General features: G+C 54.1%; 19 protein-coding genes. 9 read left to right on the top strand and 10 right to left on the bottom strand.

Annotation, left to right across the window (positions count from 1 at the left end; all coding sequences use genetic code 11):
* Nucleotides 1–140 precede the first annotated feature (140 nt).
* Genes QSV34_RS08955 through mpl form a run of 3 tightly spaced genes read right to left on the bottom strand, consistent with a single transcriptional unit; the run spans nt 141 to nt 2,327 of the window.
* Nucleotides 141–356, bottom strand: a complete 216-nt coding sequence (locus QSV34_RS08955) for a hypothetical protein (RefSeq protein WP_289153923.1) — start codon at nt 354–356, stop codon at nt 141–143.
* 3 nt (nt 357–359) lie between these two features.
* The gene (locus QSV34_RS08950) at nt 360–971 is read right to left on the bottom strand and encodes a flavin prenyltransferase UbiX (RefSeq protein WP_289153921.1); all 612 of its coding nucleotides are present in this window, start codon (nt 969–971) and stop codon (nt 360–362) included.
* A 3-nt stretch (nt 972–974) separates the two neighbouring features.
* A complete protein-coding gene (gene mpl / locus QSV34_RS08945; RefSeq protein WP_289153919.1) occupies nt 975–2,327 on the bottom strand; it encodes a UDP-N-acetylmuramate:L-alanyl-gamma-D-glutamyl-meso-diaminopimelate ligase in 1,353 nt (450 codons plus the stop codon).
* Nucleotides 2,328–2,601: 274 nt separating this feature from the next.
* Between mpl and QSV34_RS08940 the strand changes: the two genes are divergently transcribed.
* On the top strand, nt 2,602–3,861 hold the full coding sequence (locus tag QSV34_RS08940) for a 6-phosphofructokinase (protein WP_289153917.1): 1,260 nt from the start codon (nt 2,602–2,604) through the stop codon (nt 3,859–3,861).
* Nucleotides 3,862–4,031: 170 nt separating this feature from the next.
* Here the strand turns inward: QSV34_RS08940 and QSV34_RS08935 are convergent, their stop codons facing one another.
* From QSV34_RS08935 to pip, 3 genes are all read right to left on the bottom strand, one after another.
* The gene (locus tag QSV34_RS08935; RefSeq protein ID WP_289153915.1) at nt 4,032–4,535 is read right to left on the bottom strand and encodes a hypothetical protein; all 504 of its coding nucleotides are present in this window, start codon (nt 4,533–4,535) and stop codon (nt 4,032–4,034) included.
* Between the two features lie 94 nt (nt 4,536–4,629).
* Complete coding sequence (gene dtd / locus QSV34_RS08930; RefSeq protein WP_289153913.1) at nt 4,630–5,067, bottom strand: D-aminoacyl-tRNA deacylase; 438 nt, start codon at nt 5,065–5,067, stop codon at nt 4,630–4,632.
* A gap of 106 nt (nt 5,068–5,173) precedes the next feature.
* Nucleotides 5,174–6,133, bottom strand: coding sequence for a prolyl aminopeptidase (gene pip, locus QSV34_RS08925; RefSeq protein ID WP_289153910.1), 960 nt, complete (start codon nt 6,131–6,133; stop codon nt 5,174–5,176).
* 127 nt (nt 6,134–6,260) lie between these two features.
* Between pip and QSV34_RS08920 the strand changes: the two genes are divergently transcribed.
* The 5 genes from QSV34_RS08920 to QSV34_RS08900 all read left to right on the top strand — a co-directional run bounded on the left by QSV34_RS08920 (nt 6,261) and on the right by QSV34_RS08900 (nt 8,620).
* The gene (locus QSV34_RS08920; RefSeq protein WP_289153908.1) at nt 6,261–6,575 is read left to right on the top strand and encodes an antibiotic biosynthesis monooxygenase family protein; all 315 of its coding nucleotides are present in this window, start codon (nt 6,261–6,263) and stop codon (nt 6,573–6,575) included.
* A gap of 77 nt (nt 6,576–6,652) precedes the next feature.
* Nucleotides 6,653–7,075 carry a GFA family protein gene (locus tag QSV34_RS08915; protein ID WP_289153906.1) on the top strand — a complete coding sequence of 141 codons (423 nt, stop codon included), beginning with the start codon at nt 6,653–6,655 and terminating at the stop codon, nt 7,073–7,075.
* Nucleotides 7,076–7,079: 4 nt separating this feature from the next.
* Entirely contained in the window at nt 7,080–7,370 is a 291-nt protein-coding gene (locus tag QSV34_RS08910; RefSeq protein ID WP_289153905.1) for a TfoX/Sxy family protein, read from the top strand.
* Nucleotides 7,357–8,040, top strand: coding sequence for a helix-turn-helix transcriptional regulator (locus QSV34_RS08905; RefSeq protein WP_289153904.1), 684 nt, complete (start codon nt 7,357–7,359; stop codon nt 8,038–8,040). The genes QSV34_RS08910 and QSV34_RS08905 overlap by 14 nt, the downstream gene beginning before the upstream one ends.
* Nucleotides 8,030–8,620 carry a DNA-3-methyladenine glycosylase I gene (locus tag QSV34_RS08900; RefSeq protein ID WP_289153903.1) on the top strand — a complete coding sequence of 197 codons (591 nt, stop codon included), beginning with the start codon at nt 8,030–8,032 and terminating at the stop codon, nt 8,618–8,620. The genes QSV34_RS08905 and QSV34_RS08900 overlap by 11 nt, the downstream gene beginning before the upstream one ends.
* 176 nt (nt 8,621–8,796) lie before the next feature.
* On the opposite strand, the gene QSV34_RS08895 is transcribed toward QSV34_RS08900, so the two are convergent.
* The 3 genes from QSV34_RS08895 to QSV34_RS08885 all read right to left on the bottom strand — a co-directional run bounded on the left by QSV34_RS08895 (nt 8,797) and on the right by QSV34_RS08885 (nt 12,672).
* Entirely contained in the window at nt 8,797–9,903 is a 1,107-nt protein-coding gene (locus QSV34_RS08895) for a GGDEF domain-containing protein (RefSeq protein WP_289153901.1), read from the bottom strand.
* Between the two features lie 174 nt (nt 9,904–10,077).
* Nucleotides 10,078–11,901 carry a translational GTPase TypA gene (typA, locus tag QSV34_RS08890; protein WP_289153899.1) on the bottom strand — a complete coding sequence of 608 codons (1,824 nt, stop codon included), beginning with the start codon at nt 11,899–11,901 and terminating at the stop codon, nt 10,078–10,080.
* A 66-nt stretch (nt 11,902–11,967) separates the two neighbouring features.
* Nucleotides 11,968–12,672, bottom strand: a complete 705-nt coding sequence (locus QSV34_RS08885; RefSeq protein WP_289153897.1) for a phosphotransferase — start codon at nt 12,670–12,672, stop codon at nt 11,968–11,970.
* Between the two features lie 110 nt (nt 12,673–12,782).
* On the opposite strand from QSV34_RS08885, the gene QSV34_RS08880 reads away from it, so the two are divergent.
* The 3 genes from QSV34_RS08880 to QSV34_RS08870 are packed head-to-tail and all read left to right on the top strand — an operon-like array spanning nt 12,783 to nt 15,455.
* Nucleotides 12,783–13,982 (top strand): kynureninase/PvdN C-terminal domain-containing protein, encoded by a 1,200-nt coding sequence (locus QSV34_RS08880; RefSeq protein WP_289153895.1) that lies wholly within the window; start codon nt 12,783–12,785, stop codon nt 13,980–13,982.
* 2 nt (nt 13,983–13,984) lie between these two features.
* Nucleotides 13,985–14,470, top strand: a complete 486-nt coding sequence (locus QSV34_RS08875) for a L,D-transpeptidase family protein (protein ID WP_289153893.1) — start codon at nt 13,985–13,987, stop codon at nt 14,468–14,470.
* Between the two features lie 16 nt (nt 14,471–14,486).
* A complete protein-coding gene (locus tag QSV34_RS08870) occupies nt 14,487–15,455 on the top strand; it encodes a M28 family peptidase (RefSeq protein WP_289153891.1) in 969 nt (322 codons plus the stop codon).
* 9 nt (nt 15,456–15,464) lie between these two features.
* Here QSV34_RS08870 and QSV34_RS08865 read toward each other — a convergent pair whose 3' ends face one another.
* A complete protein-coding gene (locus QSV34_RS08865; protein ID WP_289153889.1) occupies nt 15,465–16,001 on the bottom strand; it encodes a tellurite resistance TerB family protein in 537 nt (178 codons plus the stop codon).
* Nucleotides 16,002–16,046 lie beyond the last annotated feature (45 nt).

Here is a 16,046-nt window from a genome sequence, read left to right as displayed (position 1 = left end):
GGATGCGAGTAAGACCGACCCGTGGCAATTGTGCGGAGCGAGGGGAGCCCGTAGGGCCAACGGAACGGGGGGGTGTTTCTTTGCTTACCTTTCTTTGCACAAGCAAAGAAAGTAAGTCGCCCAGCAGGGCGAAACCTTTGCTAAAAGTTTACTTCATTAATCCCCTGAGGAAGACCTAACTTTTTAAAGACAGAATGGAGCACAGCCTTTTCAGATTTCTTGCAACAAATGTGTGTTGATATAAAACGGTTAGCTCCATGAACAATACCAACCTGCCCAGTTCGCTTTTGGATAACGAGCTGCGACAAAACCGCCTTCAAAGCGGCCCTTTCTTCTTCGGTGAAGGCATCTGCCATAGCCTACTCCCCCCACCGGGAGACCAAATCCTGCTCCACGCCTAAGTGATCCAGTATCCGCGCCACCACAAAATCCACCATATCCTCCACTGACTGCGGGCGCTGATAGAAACCGGGGCTGGCGGGCATGATGGTAACGCCCAGGTGAGCCAGGGCACGCATGTTGTCCAGGTGAATGGCGGAGTACGGCATTTCCCGGGGCACCATAATCAGCTGGCGTTTCTCCTTGATGGCGACGTCGGCGGCCCGTTCGATCAGGTTATTGCTGGCGCCAGTGGCCACTGCGGATAAGGTGCCACCGCTGGCGGGGCAAATAACGGTGGTGGTGGGTGATGCGGAGCCAGAAGCCACTGGTGAAAACCAGTCGCGCTTGCCAAATACCCGCAGCTGACCGGCTTCCGTGTCGAAGTAGTTGCACAGGAAAATTTCCAGCTCATCTTCATCTCTGGGCAACTCCATATCGGTTTCGGCTTCCACCACGATATGGGCCGCTTCGGAGATCAAGAAATACACCTGCACACCGGCGTCCAGCAAGCATTCCAGCAAACGCAGGCCGTACTGGGCACCAGAGGCACCGGTCATAGCCAGAGTTACAGTTTTTTGGAAATCGGACATGAGCTACGTCTCTTGCAGTGCGCTGATTAATTTTTGATGGAAGCCGCCAAAGCCACCATTACTCATAACGACAATATGACCGCCTTTTCTAGCAGCAGCGACAGTTTGTGCCACCAGATCTTCCAGGTCGCTTTCGGTAGCGGCGGGAACCGGGCTGTTTTCAGCCACCTCATCCAGCCATTCCATACCGTCAGATTGGAACCACAGTACCTGATCAGCCAGCGCCGTAGATTGCGCCAGTTCGCTTTTGTGGTGGCCCATTTTCATGGTGTTGGAGCGGGGTTCGATAACGGCAATAATTTTTTCCTCGCCCACCTTTTCACGCAAACCGTGCAAGGTGGTAGCGATGGCCGTGGGGTGGTGGGCAAAGTCATCGTAGACACGCACATCATTATGCTCCGCCAGCAATTCCATACGACGCTTGATGCCTTCGAAGGCACACAAGGCTTCGCAGGCGGTAGCCGGCTCCACCCCCACATGGCGGGCGGCAGCAATGGCCATCAGGCCGTTATCTACATTGTGTTGGCCAGTCATACTCCAGCGCACTTCACCTTGCGGCTCACCGGCCATCAACACCTGAAAACAGCTACCATCACTATGGGTAAGTTGCGCCTGCCAATCCTGATTGGGGCCGGTTTTTTCCAGCTCCGACCAGCAGCCTTTTTCCAACACCTCTGTCAGGTTTTTATCCCCCGCCGGAGCAATAATTTTTCCGACGCCCGGCACCGTTCTTACCAGATGATGGAATTGGGTTTGAATAGCCGCCAGATCCGCAAAGATATCCGCGTGATCAAATTCCAGATTATTCATAATCAGGGTGCGCGGGCGGTAGTGAACAAACTTGGAGCGCTTATCGAAAAAGGCGCTGTCGTATTCGTCCGCCTCTACCACAAAAAACGGCGATTCCCCCAGGCGCGCCGACACACCAAAATTCTGCGGCACGCCGCCAATCAAAAAGCCGGGCTGGTAGCCGCTGTATTCCAGTATCCACGCTAACATGGTACTCGTTGTGGTTTTGCCGTGGGTTCCGGATACCGCCAGCACCCATTTGTCCTGCAAAAACACATCGCCCAGCCATTGCGGGCCGGAGGTATAGGGAATGCCTTTGTCGAGTACCGCTTCCACGCAGGGGTTGCCGCGTGACATGGCGTTGCCGATCACCACCAAATCCGGCGCCGGTTCCAGCTGGGCCGGATCGTAGCCCTGGATAATGTCGATACCCGCCTGCTCCAGCTGGGTGCTCATGGGCGGGTAAACGTTGGCATCGCAGCCGCTTACCCGATGGCCGCTGGCCACCGCCAACTGCGCCAGGCTGCCCATAAAGGTGCCGCAGATGCCGAGGATATGGATGTGCATATTTGCCCGATTAAAACGTTTTGTGAGGGCTGGATTATCGCACTCGGGATTAGCTGCGGGCAACGGGCTTCGGGCAGTTAGCAGATCGGTAGAAACCTGTCATTCTGAGGAGCGCAGCGACGTGAGAATCTCGGTGTTATCAAGGTTGTGAGATCCTCACGCGGCTGCGCCGCTCAGGATGACAGGCGGCGCAGTCTGCCCGCAGCTAGATGCTCGTAGCTGAATCCGGTATCATCGCGCCCTTCTGAAGGACACCATTTAGTTGGAACAGACCATGGCCAAAAAGAACGCTTTTTACGCTCAATCAGGCGGTGTTACCGCTGTTATTAACGCATCCGCCTGCGGCGTGATTGAAGCGGCTCGCGCCAGCAAAAAAATCGGCAAGGTGTACGCTGGCAACAATGGCATTATTGGCGCTCTGCGCGAGGAACTGATCGACGTCAGCAAAGAAACTCGCAGCACCATCAGCGCCCTCAAGCACACTCCCTCCGGCGCCTTTGGTTCCTGCCGCTACAAGCTGAAAAGTCTGGAAGAAAATCGCGCCGAATACGAGCGTTTGATCGAAGTATTCAAAGCCCACAACATCGGCTATTTCTTTTACAACGGCGGTGGCGATTCTGCCGATACCTGCCTGAAAATTTCCCAACTGTCGGAAAAAATGGGCTACCCGATTCAGGCCATTCACGTACCCAAAACGGTAGACAACGATTTGCCGTTTACCGACTGCTGCCCTGGCTTTGGCTCGGTGGCCAAGTACGTTGCCGTATCCACCAAAGAGGCGAGCATGGATGTGGCATCCATGTGCGAGTCATCCACCAAAGTGTTTATTCTCGAAGTGATGGGCCGCCATGCGGGCTGGATTGCCGCTGCCGGGGCACTGGCCAAAGAACAGGAAGACGACGCCCCGCACATTATCCTGTTCCCGGAAATTGCCTTTAACAAAGAGAAATTTTTGCGCAAGGTGAAGCAGACTGTGAAGAAAAACGGTTACTGCGTGATCGTTGCCTCTGAAGGCGCCCAGTACAAAGATGGCACCTTCCTGGCCGACGCCGGTACCACCGACGCCTTCGGCCACAAGCAATTGGGCGGCGTCGCGCCGACCCTGGCCAGCATGGTGAAAGACGAGCTGGGCTACAAATACCACTGGGCGCTGGCAGACTACCTGCAACGGGCTGGCCGCCATATCGCCTCTGCCACCGACGTCGAGCAAGCCTACGCCGTAGGCCGCCGCGCTGTGGAACTGGCGGAAGCCAGCCACAATGCTGTGATGGTGACCATCGAGCGCGGCAAGGGCAAAAAGTACAGCTGGAGTGTGGGGCAGGCACCACTGGATAAAGTGGCCAACGTGGAAAAAATGATGCCTCGCAGCTACATCACCCGCGACGGCTTTGGCGTTACCGAAGCAGGCCGCGCCTATCTGCAACCGCTGATCCAGGGGGAAGACTATCCACCGTACAAAAACGGTATTCCACAGTATGCGCGTTTGAAAAAGGTGTTGGTGGAAAGGAAATTGAAAAAGCGGTTTAAAGTTTAAGCAACTGGCAACACGCTACGGGCAACGAGCAGATGGAGTGTAATTGTCATCCTGAGTACAGCGAAGGATGACAAAATGGCACTTACTACTCGCAGCCAGCTGCAACTCATAACTAACAGCAACACCAGCGACCAGCTCGTCAGCAGAAAAGTAAATTGGAACTTCTTATCTCAGTCCTTCTCAAGTCGCTGCTTTAGCCTCCAGAACGACATTACCTTTTCATTTTGCCCATAACCACAAGAGCCATCTATATACCCTCTAGCAACATCATTTTCACTGCCTGGCTGCATTAGACTTATTCTATTGACAGTTGTACAGCCGCCTCGCGGTTTAGCCTCATAGAAAGAAAATAAATGCTCAAGACCTTCCAGGTCATCCGCTGACAACGTCAACGCACCTAGCTTCTTTTTGGTTTCGTTATAACCGTGGTTTCTTACCTTGGAGCGCTTTCTATCTATCTCGTAGATAGTGACTAAGTCTCCTTGGAACTCGAATAAATTGGTATACCAATGAAAACACCCTGAAGAATCAAATTTGACTAGAACTTTTTTGTCTTCGCTTTTTCTCAGAAATTCAGTAAATGAAAAAGGCTTGGAAATACCCGCCAAAATGGAAGGCGTGAGAATCAACAATAAGACCAATAGCCCCCATAGTTTGAAACCTGTCTTCCACATAATGAGCCTCCTTGAGTTAAGCCTCTGTATAAACGCTACATTTGGAAAATCGGTTTTTTTGAGGCAAAAATTTGCTGCTTAACTACCTATGCTCTCAGGTTTCCAGCATGAACGTTACTGGCCCGTCATTGCACAACGACACTTTCATATCGCCGCCAAACTTGCCAGTGGCGACTGTGCGGTGCTGGCAACGCATCCGATCCACAAAATAATCGCATAAAGCTTCCGCCTCCGCAGGTGGCGCCGCACTGGAAAAGCTGGGGCGCAGGCCTTTTTGGGTATCTGCCGCCAGGGTGAATTGGGAAACCACTAACACGCCGCCGCCAATATCCGCAACGCTGCGGTTCATTCTGCCGTCGTCATCGGGGAAGATGCGGTAGTTGAGCACTTTGTGAATCAACTTGTCGGCTTTGCTCTTGTCATCGCCTTTTTGTACGCCCAGTAGTAGCAGGACTCCACGGTCGATTTCGCCAACGGTTTCTCCTGCAATTACAACATCTGCGCGGGAAACCCGCTGAATTAAACCTAACAATGAACCCCTCCAATGTCGTCATTCCCGCGCAGGCGGGAATCCATGCATTTCGGTGCTTCGATCACTATGGATCCCCGCCTTCGCGGGGATGACGGGATAAATAAAGTTACGCCAAATCACCCAACTTATTCGCCATTTCATCAGTGGCTTTTACCAATGCATCCAACGTGCCCGGTTCCGATGACGCGTGGCCCGCATCGCGGATTATCTCCAAGCGTGCTTGCGGCCATACTCGGTGTAAAGCAAATGCCTGATCTACCGGGCACACCGCGTCGTAGCGGCCATGAACAATAATACCGGGAATGCCTCTCAGCTTTTCAGCGTTGGCCAGCAGCTGATTCTCTTTCAGAAAGGCGCCATGATAGAAGTAATGGCATTCCACCCGCGCCATAGCGAGGGCCATATGGGGGCTGCCGAGGCGTTCTACCACCTGGGGGTTGGGGTGCAAGGTGGCGCAGCGCCCCTCCCAGACTGACCATGCCTTGGCGGCACTCATGCGTTCCAGCTCATTGTCACCGGTCAGGCGGCGGTGATATGCGGCCACCATATCGTCCCGTTCCGATGCTGGAATGGGCTCCAGGTAATCGCGCCAGTAATCGGGGAAGATGTGGTCTGCACCACTTTGGTAGAACCAGTGAATATCCCGCTGACGACACAAAAAAATCCCCCGCAGGATCAACCCGGAAACCCGCTGGGGGTGTGCCTGGGCATAGATCAAGCTGAGGGTAGAGCCCCAGGAACCACCAAACAGCAGCCACTTGTTCACTCCCAGCGCTTCGCGAATGACCTCTATATCGTCCACCAGCGCCTGACTGTTATTGTTTTCCAGTGAGGCGTGAGGCGTGGAGCGGCCACAACCCCGTTGATCAAACAGGATAATGCGGTATTTCTCCGGGTCGAAAAAGCAGCGATCCTGAGCACTGCAACCAGCACCGGGGCCGCCGTGGACAAACAGCACTGGAATGCCATCCGGGCTACCGCACTCCTCCACGTACAACTCGTGAGGTGCCTCAACCGCCAGCATATTTACTTTGTAGGGTTTGATATTGGGGTAAAAACTGCGCATCAGTCTTTCCACTGTGGATACATTTTTAAGTTTAGACCAACTCTACTGACAGTACGCTGTCAGTAGCCCTGGCCAATAATGTCGGCTCCTCAATTATTTACCTAACATTCACCAAAGGAGTCACATTGTGAACAAACAAGTAATGAACCTCTACTCTTTCAAACTGGCCAAGGGCACCAGTGACGAGCAATTTATTCAAGCCAGCCAGAAAGCCGAGGGGTTTCTCAAGGAACAACCGGGATTTTTGTACCGCTCGGTGAGCCGTGAAAATGACAGTGACGTCTGGATTGACACTGGCTACTGGGAAAGTGCCGAGCACTACCAAAAGGTTCACCAAGCATTTATGGAAGCACCACAATGCCAGCAGTTTATGGCACTGATAGATGAGGGCAGTCTGCAAGCACGCCATACAGAAATCGAGACCACCAGCTGCTCAGGCTAAATATATTGGCGACAGGTGGGCACTGACAACTCGCCTGTCGCTATTGCAAAATGTCGGAACCGCTAACGGAGAATGTTATGAGCGCGACCATTTCAGCCAAAGGGCAATGCCTGTGCGGTTCTGTGCAGGTTGAAGCCAACACCATCGATACCCAGATGGAAGCCTGCCATTGCAGCATGTGTCGGCGCTGGAGTGGAGGGCCACTGCTGGCAGTGAATTGTCAGCAAGATGTAACGCTATCCGGAGAACAACATATCTCTACCTATCAGTCATCCGACTGGGCTGAGCGTGGCTTTTGCAAGAATTGCGGCACCAATTTGTTTTACCGCCTTAAACACAACAATCAGCACATTATGCCGGCAGGGTTGTTCGAACTGCCCGACACATTAAGCTTTCATCAACAGATATTTATTGATGAAAAGCCGGATTACTACTGCTTTGCCAACGACACCAAGCAAATGACTGGGGCAGAAGTGTTTGCCCAATATGCGCCTCAGTAAACACATGAAAAATCAGGATCGCACGCTCACCGAGCTAAACAATATTGGCTCCACCATCGCCGCTCGCCTTAACGAGGTGGGCATTTTTAGTGAGCATGATCTGCGCTTTCACGGGGCTGTAAACGCTCATCGCCTGATCGCTGAAAAACACCCCAACATGCGTTTACCGGTTTGTTACTACCTCTATTCATTTGAAGGTGCCCTGCAGGACAAACACTGGAACGATATTGGCAACGCCCGCAAACGGGAATTGCGCAACGCGATAGAAAGCGGCACAAAGCATGCGCCGCGCTGATCGCCTTTTTCAAATACTGACGCTACTGCGCAAGCGCCGCACAGCGATTACTGCCAGGCAACTGGCGGAGATACTGGAAGTGTCCGAGCGCACCATTTACCGGGATGTGCAATCGCTGATCTGTTGCGGCACACCCATTGATGGCGAGGCAGGCGTGGGCTACCGCCTGAGCCGCCATTTCGACTTGCCGCCGCTGATGTTCAACACCGACGAAGTGGAAGCACTGCTGCTGGGCACTCGCATGGTGCAGGCTTGGAGTGACCGGCAACTGGCATCGGCAGCGGATACCGCCATGCAAAAAATTCTCGCAGCACTGCCAGACAACCTGCGCCACAAAGATGAACAACTGGCACTGTTGGTGCCAGACTGCCATATCGACCCTGGCTTGATGGCATACAGCGATGACATTCGCAGTGCCATCAAAAAACGCTACAGCCTGACCATTCACTATTGCCGCGCCGACGGCGAACATTCCGAACGCACAGTGCAGCCACTGGGGTTAATTTACTGGGGGCGGGTGTGGACGCTGGTGGCCTGGTGCGAATTGCGTGACGATTACCGCACCTTTCGCCTGGATCGCATCCAACAACTAACCAGCGAACAGCAAAAGTTTGAAACCGGCCCTGAGAAAAGCCTGAAACACTATCTGGAAAAATACGATGAAAACTAACTGTAAAAAACGCTGTGAATGGTGCGGCGACTCTGAACTCTACCAGCACTACCACGACACCGAGTGGGGCGTGCTCTGCTACGACGACAAAACCCTGTTTGAGTTTTTGATTCTGGAAAGCGCCCAGGCAGGATTGTCGTGGATTACTATTTTGAAAAAGCGGGAAAACTACCGCAAAGCCTTCGCGGATTTTGACGCTGCCAAAGTGGCGCGCTTTAACAGCCGCAGCGTGGAGCGATTGATGCAAGACGCGGGCATCGTGCGCAACCGCCTGAAAATTGAAAGCGCTATCAGCAACGCCAAATGTTTTCTGGAAGTGCAAAACGAGTTTGGCAGTTTCAGCAACTACATTTGGGGATTCGTGGACGGAAAGCCCATCCAGAATCGCTGGAAATCACTGGCGGAAGTACCCGCTTCCACACCGCTGTCAGACCAGATCAGCAAAGACATGAAAAAACGCGGCTTCCGCTTTTTCGGCACCACCATCTGCTACGCCCATATGCAGGCCACGGGGATGGTGAATGATCATGTTGTGGGGTGTTTTCGACACAAAGAATGTGCGGAGATGGCGGGGGAATAAGCAGTAAAGCTGCGAGCTACGGGCTTCTGGCTGCGGGCAGATTGGTGGTTAACTGTCATTCTGAGCGCAGCGAAGAATCTCACAACTTGCGGCGGGTAGGAGATCCTTCGCTGCGCTCAGGATGACAAACCTCGCTTGATCTGCCCGCAGCCAGTAGCTCGTAGCCCTAAGCAGTATTAACCCGCCACTACCATATCCCGCCCCATCTGCTTGGCCTGGTAGAGCCCACGATCAGCAGTAGACACCAGGTCATCGGCGCCTTCGTGGCCTTCCATACAGGCCAGGCCAAAGCTCATGGTGATGTTTTGAATTTCGCCGGACTCTTCCAGTTGCAATGCCGACACGTTGCGGCGCAGGCGTTCTGCCACTTGGTGGGCGGCTTCTATTTTCTGGCCGCTGAGCAACACCAGAAATTCGTCGCTGCCCCATCGTGCCACCACATCGTCGGCCCGTAAACCACGCTGCAGAGCGCCGCTGACTGCCTTCACGGTGCGGTCACCAAACTGGTGGCCAAAGCTGTCGTTAAACTGTTTGAAATTATCGATATCGCAAATCATCACCGAAAACATTTCGCCGCTGAGGTGGTAGCGGTTGATGCAGCCACCCAGCAAGCGTTCCATCTCACGACGATTGGGCAAGCCACTGAGTTCGTCCTGGGTGGCACTGCGGCTAAACTTCTCACTCACTCCCACCAGACGTGCGCGGCTGCGTTCACGGTAAAAATCCACCACCAGCAGGAACAGAGCCATGGCGCTGTAACCGGCCACCATGGCCATTTCCATCTCACTGCTGTAACTGGCGGTCTGCCATTGCAGCCAACCATTAAACAGGCCAATCAATAACAGCAGGTTAAGGGTCAGCAACCCGGCCGCCAGACGATAACCACACACCACAATAATCGCCGGCACGATTGCCAGGGGGCCAACAATGCCGGTTTCCCCCACCGGGCACAGGGCCACAATGGCCTGGCAAGCAATCACCATCAACACCCCGAACAACAGTTGCATGGGCAGCAACGTAGCCTTGGTAATGTGGGAGCACAACACCAGCAGCACCACCGCGCTGGCGCCAATGGTGGTCAGCACAACGGCGAATACATTGAGGCCGCCAAAGTAGAACCAGGCGGCATAGCCGAGGGTGAACAGAGCGGTAAAGGTCAGGCACAGGGGCAGATTGAGCAGCAATTCTTCGCGGCGCAAATCATTCAGCGCTTGCTGCTGGTGCTCACTCTGGTGATCTTGTTGGCGCCCTTGCTGGAGAGAGAAATCCCGATCCGCAGACATAACCTGTTCTCGTTTTTATGGGTCTGGTGATGGGGTTTATTATGCGGACAATAGTGGGGGTTCTCAACGACAATCCCTGTCATTGCGAGGCCGTAGGCCGCGGCAATCTCCCAACTGTGGCACTCTGTAGATGGAGATCGCCGCGCTACGCTCGCGATGACGGCGGGAAGAAATCTAAAACTTCCGACCGCGCTTGCGCTCGTTCTCTTTCAGCAGCTTCTTACGAATACGAATGCTCTCCGGTGTGACTTCTACCAGCTCATCGTCTTCAATAAATTCCAGCGCCTGCTCAAGGGTGTGCTTGATGGGCGGCGTTAGTGTCAGCGCTTCGTCGGTACCGGCAGCGCGGATATTGGTAAGCTGTTTGCCCTTGGTAGGGTTCACCGCCAGGTCGTTGTCGCGGGAGTGAATGCCAATTACCTGGCCTTCGTACACGTCCACACCGTGGCCCAAAAACAGGCGGCCGCGATCTTGCAGGGTAAACAGCGCGTAAGCCAGGGTCTTGCCGTTCACCATGGAGCAAAGCACACCGTTCTGACGACTCACCACTTCACCGGCTTTCACCGGACCGTAATGGTCGAAGATACTGGTCATAATGCCGCTGCCGGAAGTCAGCGTCAGGAACAATCCCCGGAAGCCGATCAGACCGCGTGAAGGCACAATAAATTCCAGCTTTACCCGGCCCTTGCCATCCGGCTCCATATTGGTGAGCTCTGCCTTGCGCAGGCCCAGCTCTTCCATCACCGAACCCTGGTGCTGGTCTTCCACATCGATCACCACTTGCTCAAAAGGCTCGTGGATTTCGTCGCCAACTTGTTTCTGTACCACTTCCGGGCGGGAAACGCCCAGCTCAAAACCCTCGCGACGCATGGTTTCAATCAGCACCGACAGGTGCAGTTCGCCACGGCCAGACACCTTGAACTTGTCCGGGCTATCGCCGGGTTGTACCCGCAAAGCCACGTTGTGAATCAGCTCCTGCTCGAGACGCTCCTTGATATTGCGGGAGGTAACAAACTTGCCCTCTTTGCCCGCAAAGGGGGAATCGTTTACCTGGAAAGTCATGCTCACGGTGGGCTCGTCCACCGACAGGGGCGGCAGCGCTTCCGGGTTGGCCGGGTCGCACAAGGTGTCGGAAATATTCAGCCCGTCGATGCCGGTGATACAAACAATATCCCCAGCGGAAGCCTGCTTCACCTCCACACGCTCCAAACCCAAATGCCCCATCACCTGCAGCACTTTCGACTTGCGCTGCTTGCCGTCAGCACCCACTACCATCACTTGGTCGTTGGGTGACAGCGTGCCGCGAGTAATGCGGCCAATACCGATCACACCCACATAGCTGTTGTAATCCAGAGCGGAAATCTGCATTTGCAGTGGCGAATCCACATCCACTTTGGGGGGCTGCACTTGCTCGACGATTTGCTCGAACAGCGGCGTCATATCCTCTGCCAGTTCGTCTGCTTCCAGACCCGCAACACCATTCAGGGCAGAGGCGTAGATCACCGGGAAGTCCAACTGTTCTTCGGTAGCACCCAGGCGGTCAAACAGATCGAATACCTGATCCAGCACCCAGTCCGGGCGGGCACCGGGGCGGTCTACCTTGTTGATCACCACAATGGGATTGAGCCCTTTTTCAAAGGCTTTGGAAGTCACAAAACGGGTTTGCGGCATGGGGCCATCCACCGCGTCCACCAGCAGCAGCACGCAATCCACCATAGACAGCACCCGCTCCACCTCGCCGCCGAAGTCGGCGTGCCCCGGCGTGTCCACAATATTGATGTGGTAGCCGTTCCACTCGATGGCCGTGTTCTTCGCCAGAATGGTGATGCCGCGCTCTTTCTCCTGATCGTTGGAGTCCATAATGCGCTCGGCGCCCTGATCCTTGCGATCCAGGGTGCCGGACTGCTGCAACAGCTTGTCCACCAGGGTGGTTTTGCCGTGGTCAACGTGGGCGATAATGGCGATATTGCGCAGCTGTTCAATACTGGCGTTAGTCATGGGTGCTCCGGGGCAGAGTATGCAAAAGGCGCGGATTATACAGGTGCTGCCGAAGCAGCGCAGCGCTTATTTAAACCGCCTCAGGATGGGCTTGTTAATGCCGTTAGCCCAGATATAACGCAGCACCCGCACCAGCCAAGGTTTGCGCAGGCTGTGGATTTCCGCTTCGGTGAGAGGCTCGCCGGCCAGATCCGGCTTCATCTTTAACAGGCTCGCCCGATCGGCGCCCTGCAGGTAATTCACCAGCCAGCTTTTGAGGAACAGCAGCCATTTCAAAGATTGGGGTTTGCGCATGGCGGAGGCGAAATCGAAGAAACGCATTTCGCCGTCGGGCTGCACCAGGATATTGGCGCGGCGGAAATCGTTGTGGGCATAACCGGCCTGGTGAAACATGGCCAGAAACTGTTGAGTCTGTGCGTAGGCTTGAGGCCAACGGCCGCGATTCTCCACGCCGGGGTGTTCGCCATCCAGAAATTCCATAGCAAACATATCGCGACCGGAGGGGCCGCTGATAAGGCCATAGTATTGGGGCACAAAGCCGCTATCGGCAAAGTGGGTGAGAACACTCACTTCCCGCTTGATCAAGCCACGACACACCAGCACCCGGCTCCACCATGGGCGCCGGCTGAAGTCCTTGACCACCGCCAGCTGGTCGTCCACATTCACCAGGTACACGTCGGCCTGGAACACACCACGGCTGGGGCGCAACTCCTTGTAGAAGTTCTGTTGCAGGGCACTGGCAATAGCGCTTTGCAGGTTGTTGTCTGTCATGAATGTCGGGGCTGGAGAACGTGGCGCCATTGTAACGGAATCATCATCACTTGCCCCGGTTAATCTGCCGCCGTACACTAATTACTTTACACGTAAAATAGCAGCCACCCATGCACAACTTCGACTCCCTGGCCAGGCAACTGGCCCCCCACTATTCCCGCTTTAATGTCAGCGAACGCTTGCTGTTCACCGGACACTCCCACCAGGCCTGGCCGGATGTGGCCGTGGAGGGCCAGGTGGAAGCCTTTGAGGCCGCCGCACAATCTGTGGACGAGAAATGGGGCGCCGCCTTCGCCAAGGCAGATGTGTTACGGGGTTACCTGCGAGAGTGGTACGACGACCCGGATGGGCTCTATTGCCTGGCGGAGAACACCCACATTCTGCTGATCAGCTGGTTGTCTGCCATTCTCTGCGATAAAGAGCACTTGAAAAGCAAACCGAAGATCATCACCACCGACGGTGAATTTCACTCCATGTACCGCCAACTGAAGCGCTTGCAGGAAGAAGGCGTGGAAGTGGAGATGCTGCCAGTGGAACCCCTGGACAGTTTCGCCCAACGATTGGCAGATGTGGCCGACAGCAACACCGCCGCCATTATGCTGTCACGAGTCTACTTCGAAAGTGCGCTGATCAACCCGCAGTTGCAGCAAGTGGCCGCCATTGGCCGGGAACGAAACATTCCGGTTTTGATCGACGACTACCACGGCACCAACAACTCGCCGCTGTCGATTCGCGAAGAAGGGCTGGAAGATTGCTATCTGGTGACTGGTGGTTACAAATATCTGCAATGGGGGGAAGGCAACTGCTTTTTGCGCTTCCCGAAAAGCTGTGAGCTGCGCCCGGTGATTACCGGCTGGTACGCGTCGTTTTCCACCCTGGACAAGCCCCGCAATAACGACGCTACCGTATTCGACGCTGGCGAGCAGCGCTTTTCTACCGCCACCTACGACCCCACATCACAGTTTCGTGCTGCCAAAGTGGTGGCCTTCTTCCGCCAGCAACAGCTGGATAAAACCACCATCCGCCAGCAGTATCTGGCCCAATTAGGTCACTTGCGGCAGCTGTTTGTGGATGCAAACTTTAATGCGGATCAGGTTCGCCTGGCCCACGAACAACCGCTGACAAACAACGGCGGCTTCCTTGCCCTGCGCAGCCCCCACGCGGAACAACTGCGTCAAAGCCTGTTGGACAGCGGCGTGCTCACCGACTCCCGCGGTGACATACTGCGTTTTGGCGTGGCGCCTTATATTAACGCCGCTCAAATTGAGCAGGCCATTCACAAGTTGGCGAAATCTGTGGCACAGTTGTAGCCATGCGCGCTGCCCTGCTTTTATCACTACTCTGTTCCACCCCCTTGTTCGCTGAAGACATCCCTTTGGCAGACTCTGTTTTAGTAGACAAGTCAGAGCGCAAAATGTGGTTGATCCACAATGGCGAGCGCTACCGGGAATACGATATTTCCCTGGGCGACAACCCGGCAGGCCACAAACAACAGGAAGGGGACGAACGCACTCCGGAAGGCAACTACACACTGGACTACCGCAATCCCAAAAGCCGCTACCACCTGTCCATTCATATCAACTACCCCAACGCCGATGACAAAGCCAGAGCCCAGGCAAAAGGCGTCAGCCCCGGTGGCGACATCTTTATTCACGGCACCCCCAACGGCATGGGCTGGGCACAGAAATACTACTCAGGCATCGACTGGACCGACGGCTGCATTGCCGTCAGCAATAAAGAGATCGAAGAAATCTGGGAATTGGTGAAGAACGGTACACCGATTGAGATAAAGCCCTAAATAAAAAGGACACGCAATGAAAAGGCCATTGATCGCTTTGTCAGCCTTCCTGCTTTTCTGGGTATGCCTATGGGCGTGGGCGACACAGCCTCTGCTGCTGACACCAGCCAAAGAAGACAACCCATCTTTGTCCAGGCCCGATATTCTTGAGCACCACGTAAGAGTCATGGCAGAGCAACTGCCACCAAGATCAAGCATCCCAAAAGATTTGCTAAAAAGCGCTGATTACATTGTTCAAGAGCTGGAGAAAAACCAAATAACTGCTGAGCGGCAAATTTTTCTGGAGCGGGGAGTAGAGTACCAAAACATTGTCGCCCACTTTCCCGGCGATGGCAGCGGGAAAAGTAAAATTGTTATCGGTGCACATTACGATGTGGCTGACCAGCTTCCAGGAGCTGACGACAATGCCAGCGGCGTTGCAGGTTTGTTGGAGCTGGCGCGCATCTACAGCCAGCACCCTCCTTCACACCCTACCGAGTTGGTTGCCTACGCTTTGGAAGAACCACCTTTCTTTGGTACAGAAAGCATGGGCAGCTTTCACCATGCCAAGCGATTAAGCGAGTCCGGCAAACCGGTAAAAATGATGGTCTGCCTGGAAATGATTGGCTTTTTCACTGACGAGGCCAACAGTCAAAAATACCCGGCCAAATTTATGGAATCCGCTTACCCTACTACCGGAAACTACATTGCGGTGGTAAGCAACATGGAAAATGCAGGGCTAACGAGAGATTTCAAAAAAGCTATGGTAAAACACGGCGAGCTACCCGTTGAGTCAGTAAACGCGCCAGCCTTGGTCACTGGCATTGATTTTTCTGACCACCGCAATTACTGGAAATTTAACATCCCTGCTCTGATGGTGACGGATACCGCTTTTTACAGAAATCCCAACTACCACACAGCCAATGACACGCCTGATACACTGAATTACCAAAAAATGGCACAAGTGATAGACGCGGTTTACTACAGCATTAAAGATTTGGAATAGCGACTGCCATTACCAGCTCTGTGTCTCTTTGCCCGTTGCAATTTTGAGCTGCTGCTCCACCTGCTCAGCAAACTCCCGCTGCTTACTCGCCACCACATCTTCACAAGCAATCACTTTCTCCACCAACGCAATAGCAGACTGCCGTTGCTCATCGGTAAATTTTTCCAAGCTGGGTTCGAGGAACTTGCTGAGTTGATCTTTCACTTTGTCTTCATCGGGAAGCAAAAAACTGCAGGAAGCCAACAATTCAGTGGACTCCCTTTCTGATAAATGAAACTCCTGCTGGAACAAATTCAAGATGCAGGATTTTTGCTCTCTGGAAATATCCCCGGAACACTTGGCTGCCACGTACATTAGTCCGGCGGTGGTTTCCATGGGGCTTTCAATGCAAAAGCCGGGATCGGCGTTGTATTGCTGCTGCCATTTGCGGCGGCGAAAGTACCAAAACGGATTGAGGCTATTGAGGCTGATGCCGGCATTATCCAGGCGGCGGACCAGAATCAGAATGGTGACAATCGCCCCCAGGATCGTCAGTACAATATGCATCTCATGCTTCCTGCTGTTTTTATCAATACACCATCTTAAAAGCCG

Source organism: Porticoccus sp. W117 (assembly GCF_030341905.1).
In the GTDB taxonomy this organism is placed as follows: Bacteria; Pseudomonadota; Gammaproteobacteria; order Pseudomonadales; family Porticoccaceae; genus SCSIO-12696.
This window is presented reverse-complemented; position numbering and strand designations above follow the sequence as displayed.

Bases quoted from the DNA above. Each gene is read 5' to 3' on its own strand.
- QSV34_RS08955 (WP_289153923.1), bottom strand. From the start codon at position 356: ATGGCAGATGCCTTCACCGAAGAAGAAAGGGCCGCTTTGAAGGCGGTT.
- QSV34_RS08950 (WP_289153921.1), bottom strand. From the start codon at position 971: ATGTCCGATTTCCAAAAAACTGTAACTCTGGCTATGACCGGTGCCTCT.
- mpl (WP_289153919.1), bottom strand. From the start codon at position 2,327: ATGCACATCCATATCCTCGGCATCTGCGGCACCTTTATGGGCAGCCTG.
- QSV34_RS08940 (WP_289153917.1), top strand. From the start codon at position 2,602: ATGGCCAAAAAGAACGCTTTTTACGCTCAATCAGGCGGTGTTACCGCT.
- QSV34_RS08935 (WP_289153915.1), bottom strand. From the start codon at position 4,535: ATGTGGAAGACAGGTTTCAAACTATGGGGGCTATTGGTCTTATTGTTG.
- pip (WP_289153910.1), bottom strand. From the start codon at position 6,133: ATGCGCAGTTTTTACCCCAATATCAAACCCTACAAAGTAAATATGCTG.
- QSV34_RS08915 (WP_289153906.1), top strand. From the start codon at position 6,653: ATGAGCGCGACCATTTCAGCCAAAGGGCAATGCCTGTGCGGTTCTGTG.
- QSV34_RS08910 (WP_289153905.1), top strand. From the start codon at position 7,080: ATGAAAAATCAGGATCGCACGCTCACCGAGCTAAACAATATTGGCTCC.
- QSV34_RS08905 (WP_289153904.1), top strand. From the start codon at position 7,357: ATGCGCCGCGCTGATCGCCTTTTTCAAATACTGACGCTACTGCGCAAG.
- QSV34_RS08900 (WP_289153903.1), top strand. From the start codon at position 8,030: ATGAAAACTAACTGTAAAAAACGCTGTGAATGGTGCGGCGACTCTGAA.
- QSV34_RS08895 (WP_289153901.1), bottom strand. From the start codon at position 9,903: ATGTCTGCGGATCGGGATTTCTCTCTCCAGCAAGGGCGCCAACAAGAT.
- typA (WP_289153899.1), bottom strand. From the start codon at position 11,901: ATGACTAACGCCAGTATTGAACAGCTGCGCAATATCGCCATTATCGCC.
- QSV34_RS08885 (WP_289153897.1), bottom strand. From the start codon at position 12,672: ATGACAGACAACAACCTGCAAAGCGCTATTGCCAGTGCCCTGCAACAG.
- QSV34_RS08880 (WP_289153895.1), top strand. From the start codon at position 12,783: ATGCACAACTTCGACTCCCTGGCCAGGCAACTGGCCCCCCACTATTCC.
- QSV34_RS08875 (WP_289153893.1), top strand. From the start codon at position 13,985: ATGCGCGCTGCCCTGCTTTTATCACTACTCTGTTCCACCCCCTTGTTC.
- QSV34_RS08870 (WP_289153891.1), top strand. From the start codon at position 14,487: ATGAAAAGGCCATTGATCGCTTTGTCAGCCTTCCTGCTTTTCTGGGTA.
- QSV34_RS08865 (WP_289153889.1), bottom strand. From the start codon at position 16,001: ATGCATATTGTACTGACGATCCTGGGGGCGATTGTCACCATTCTGATT.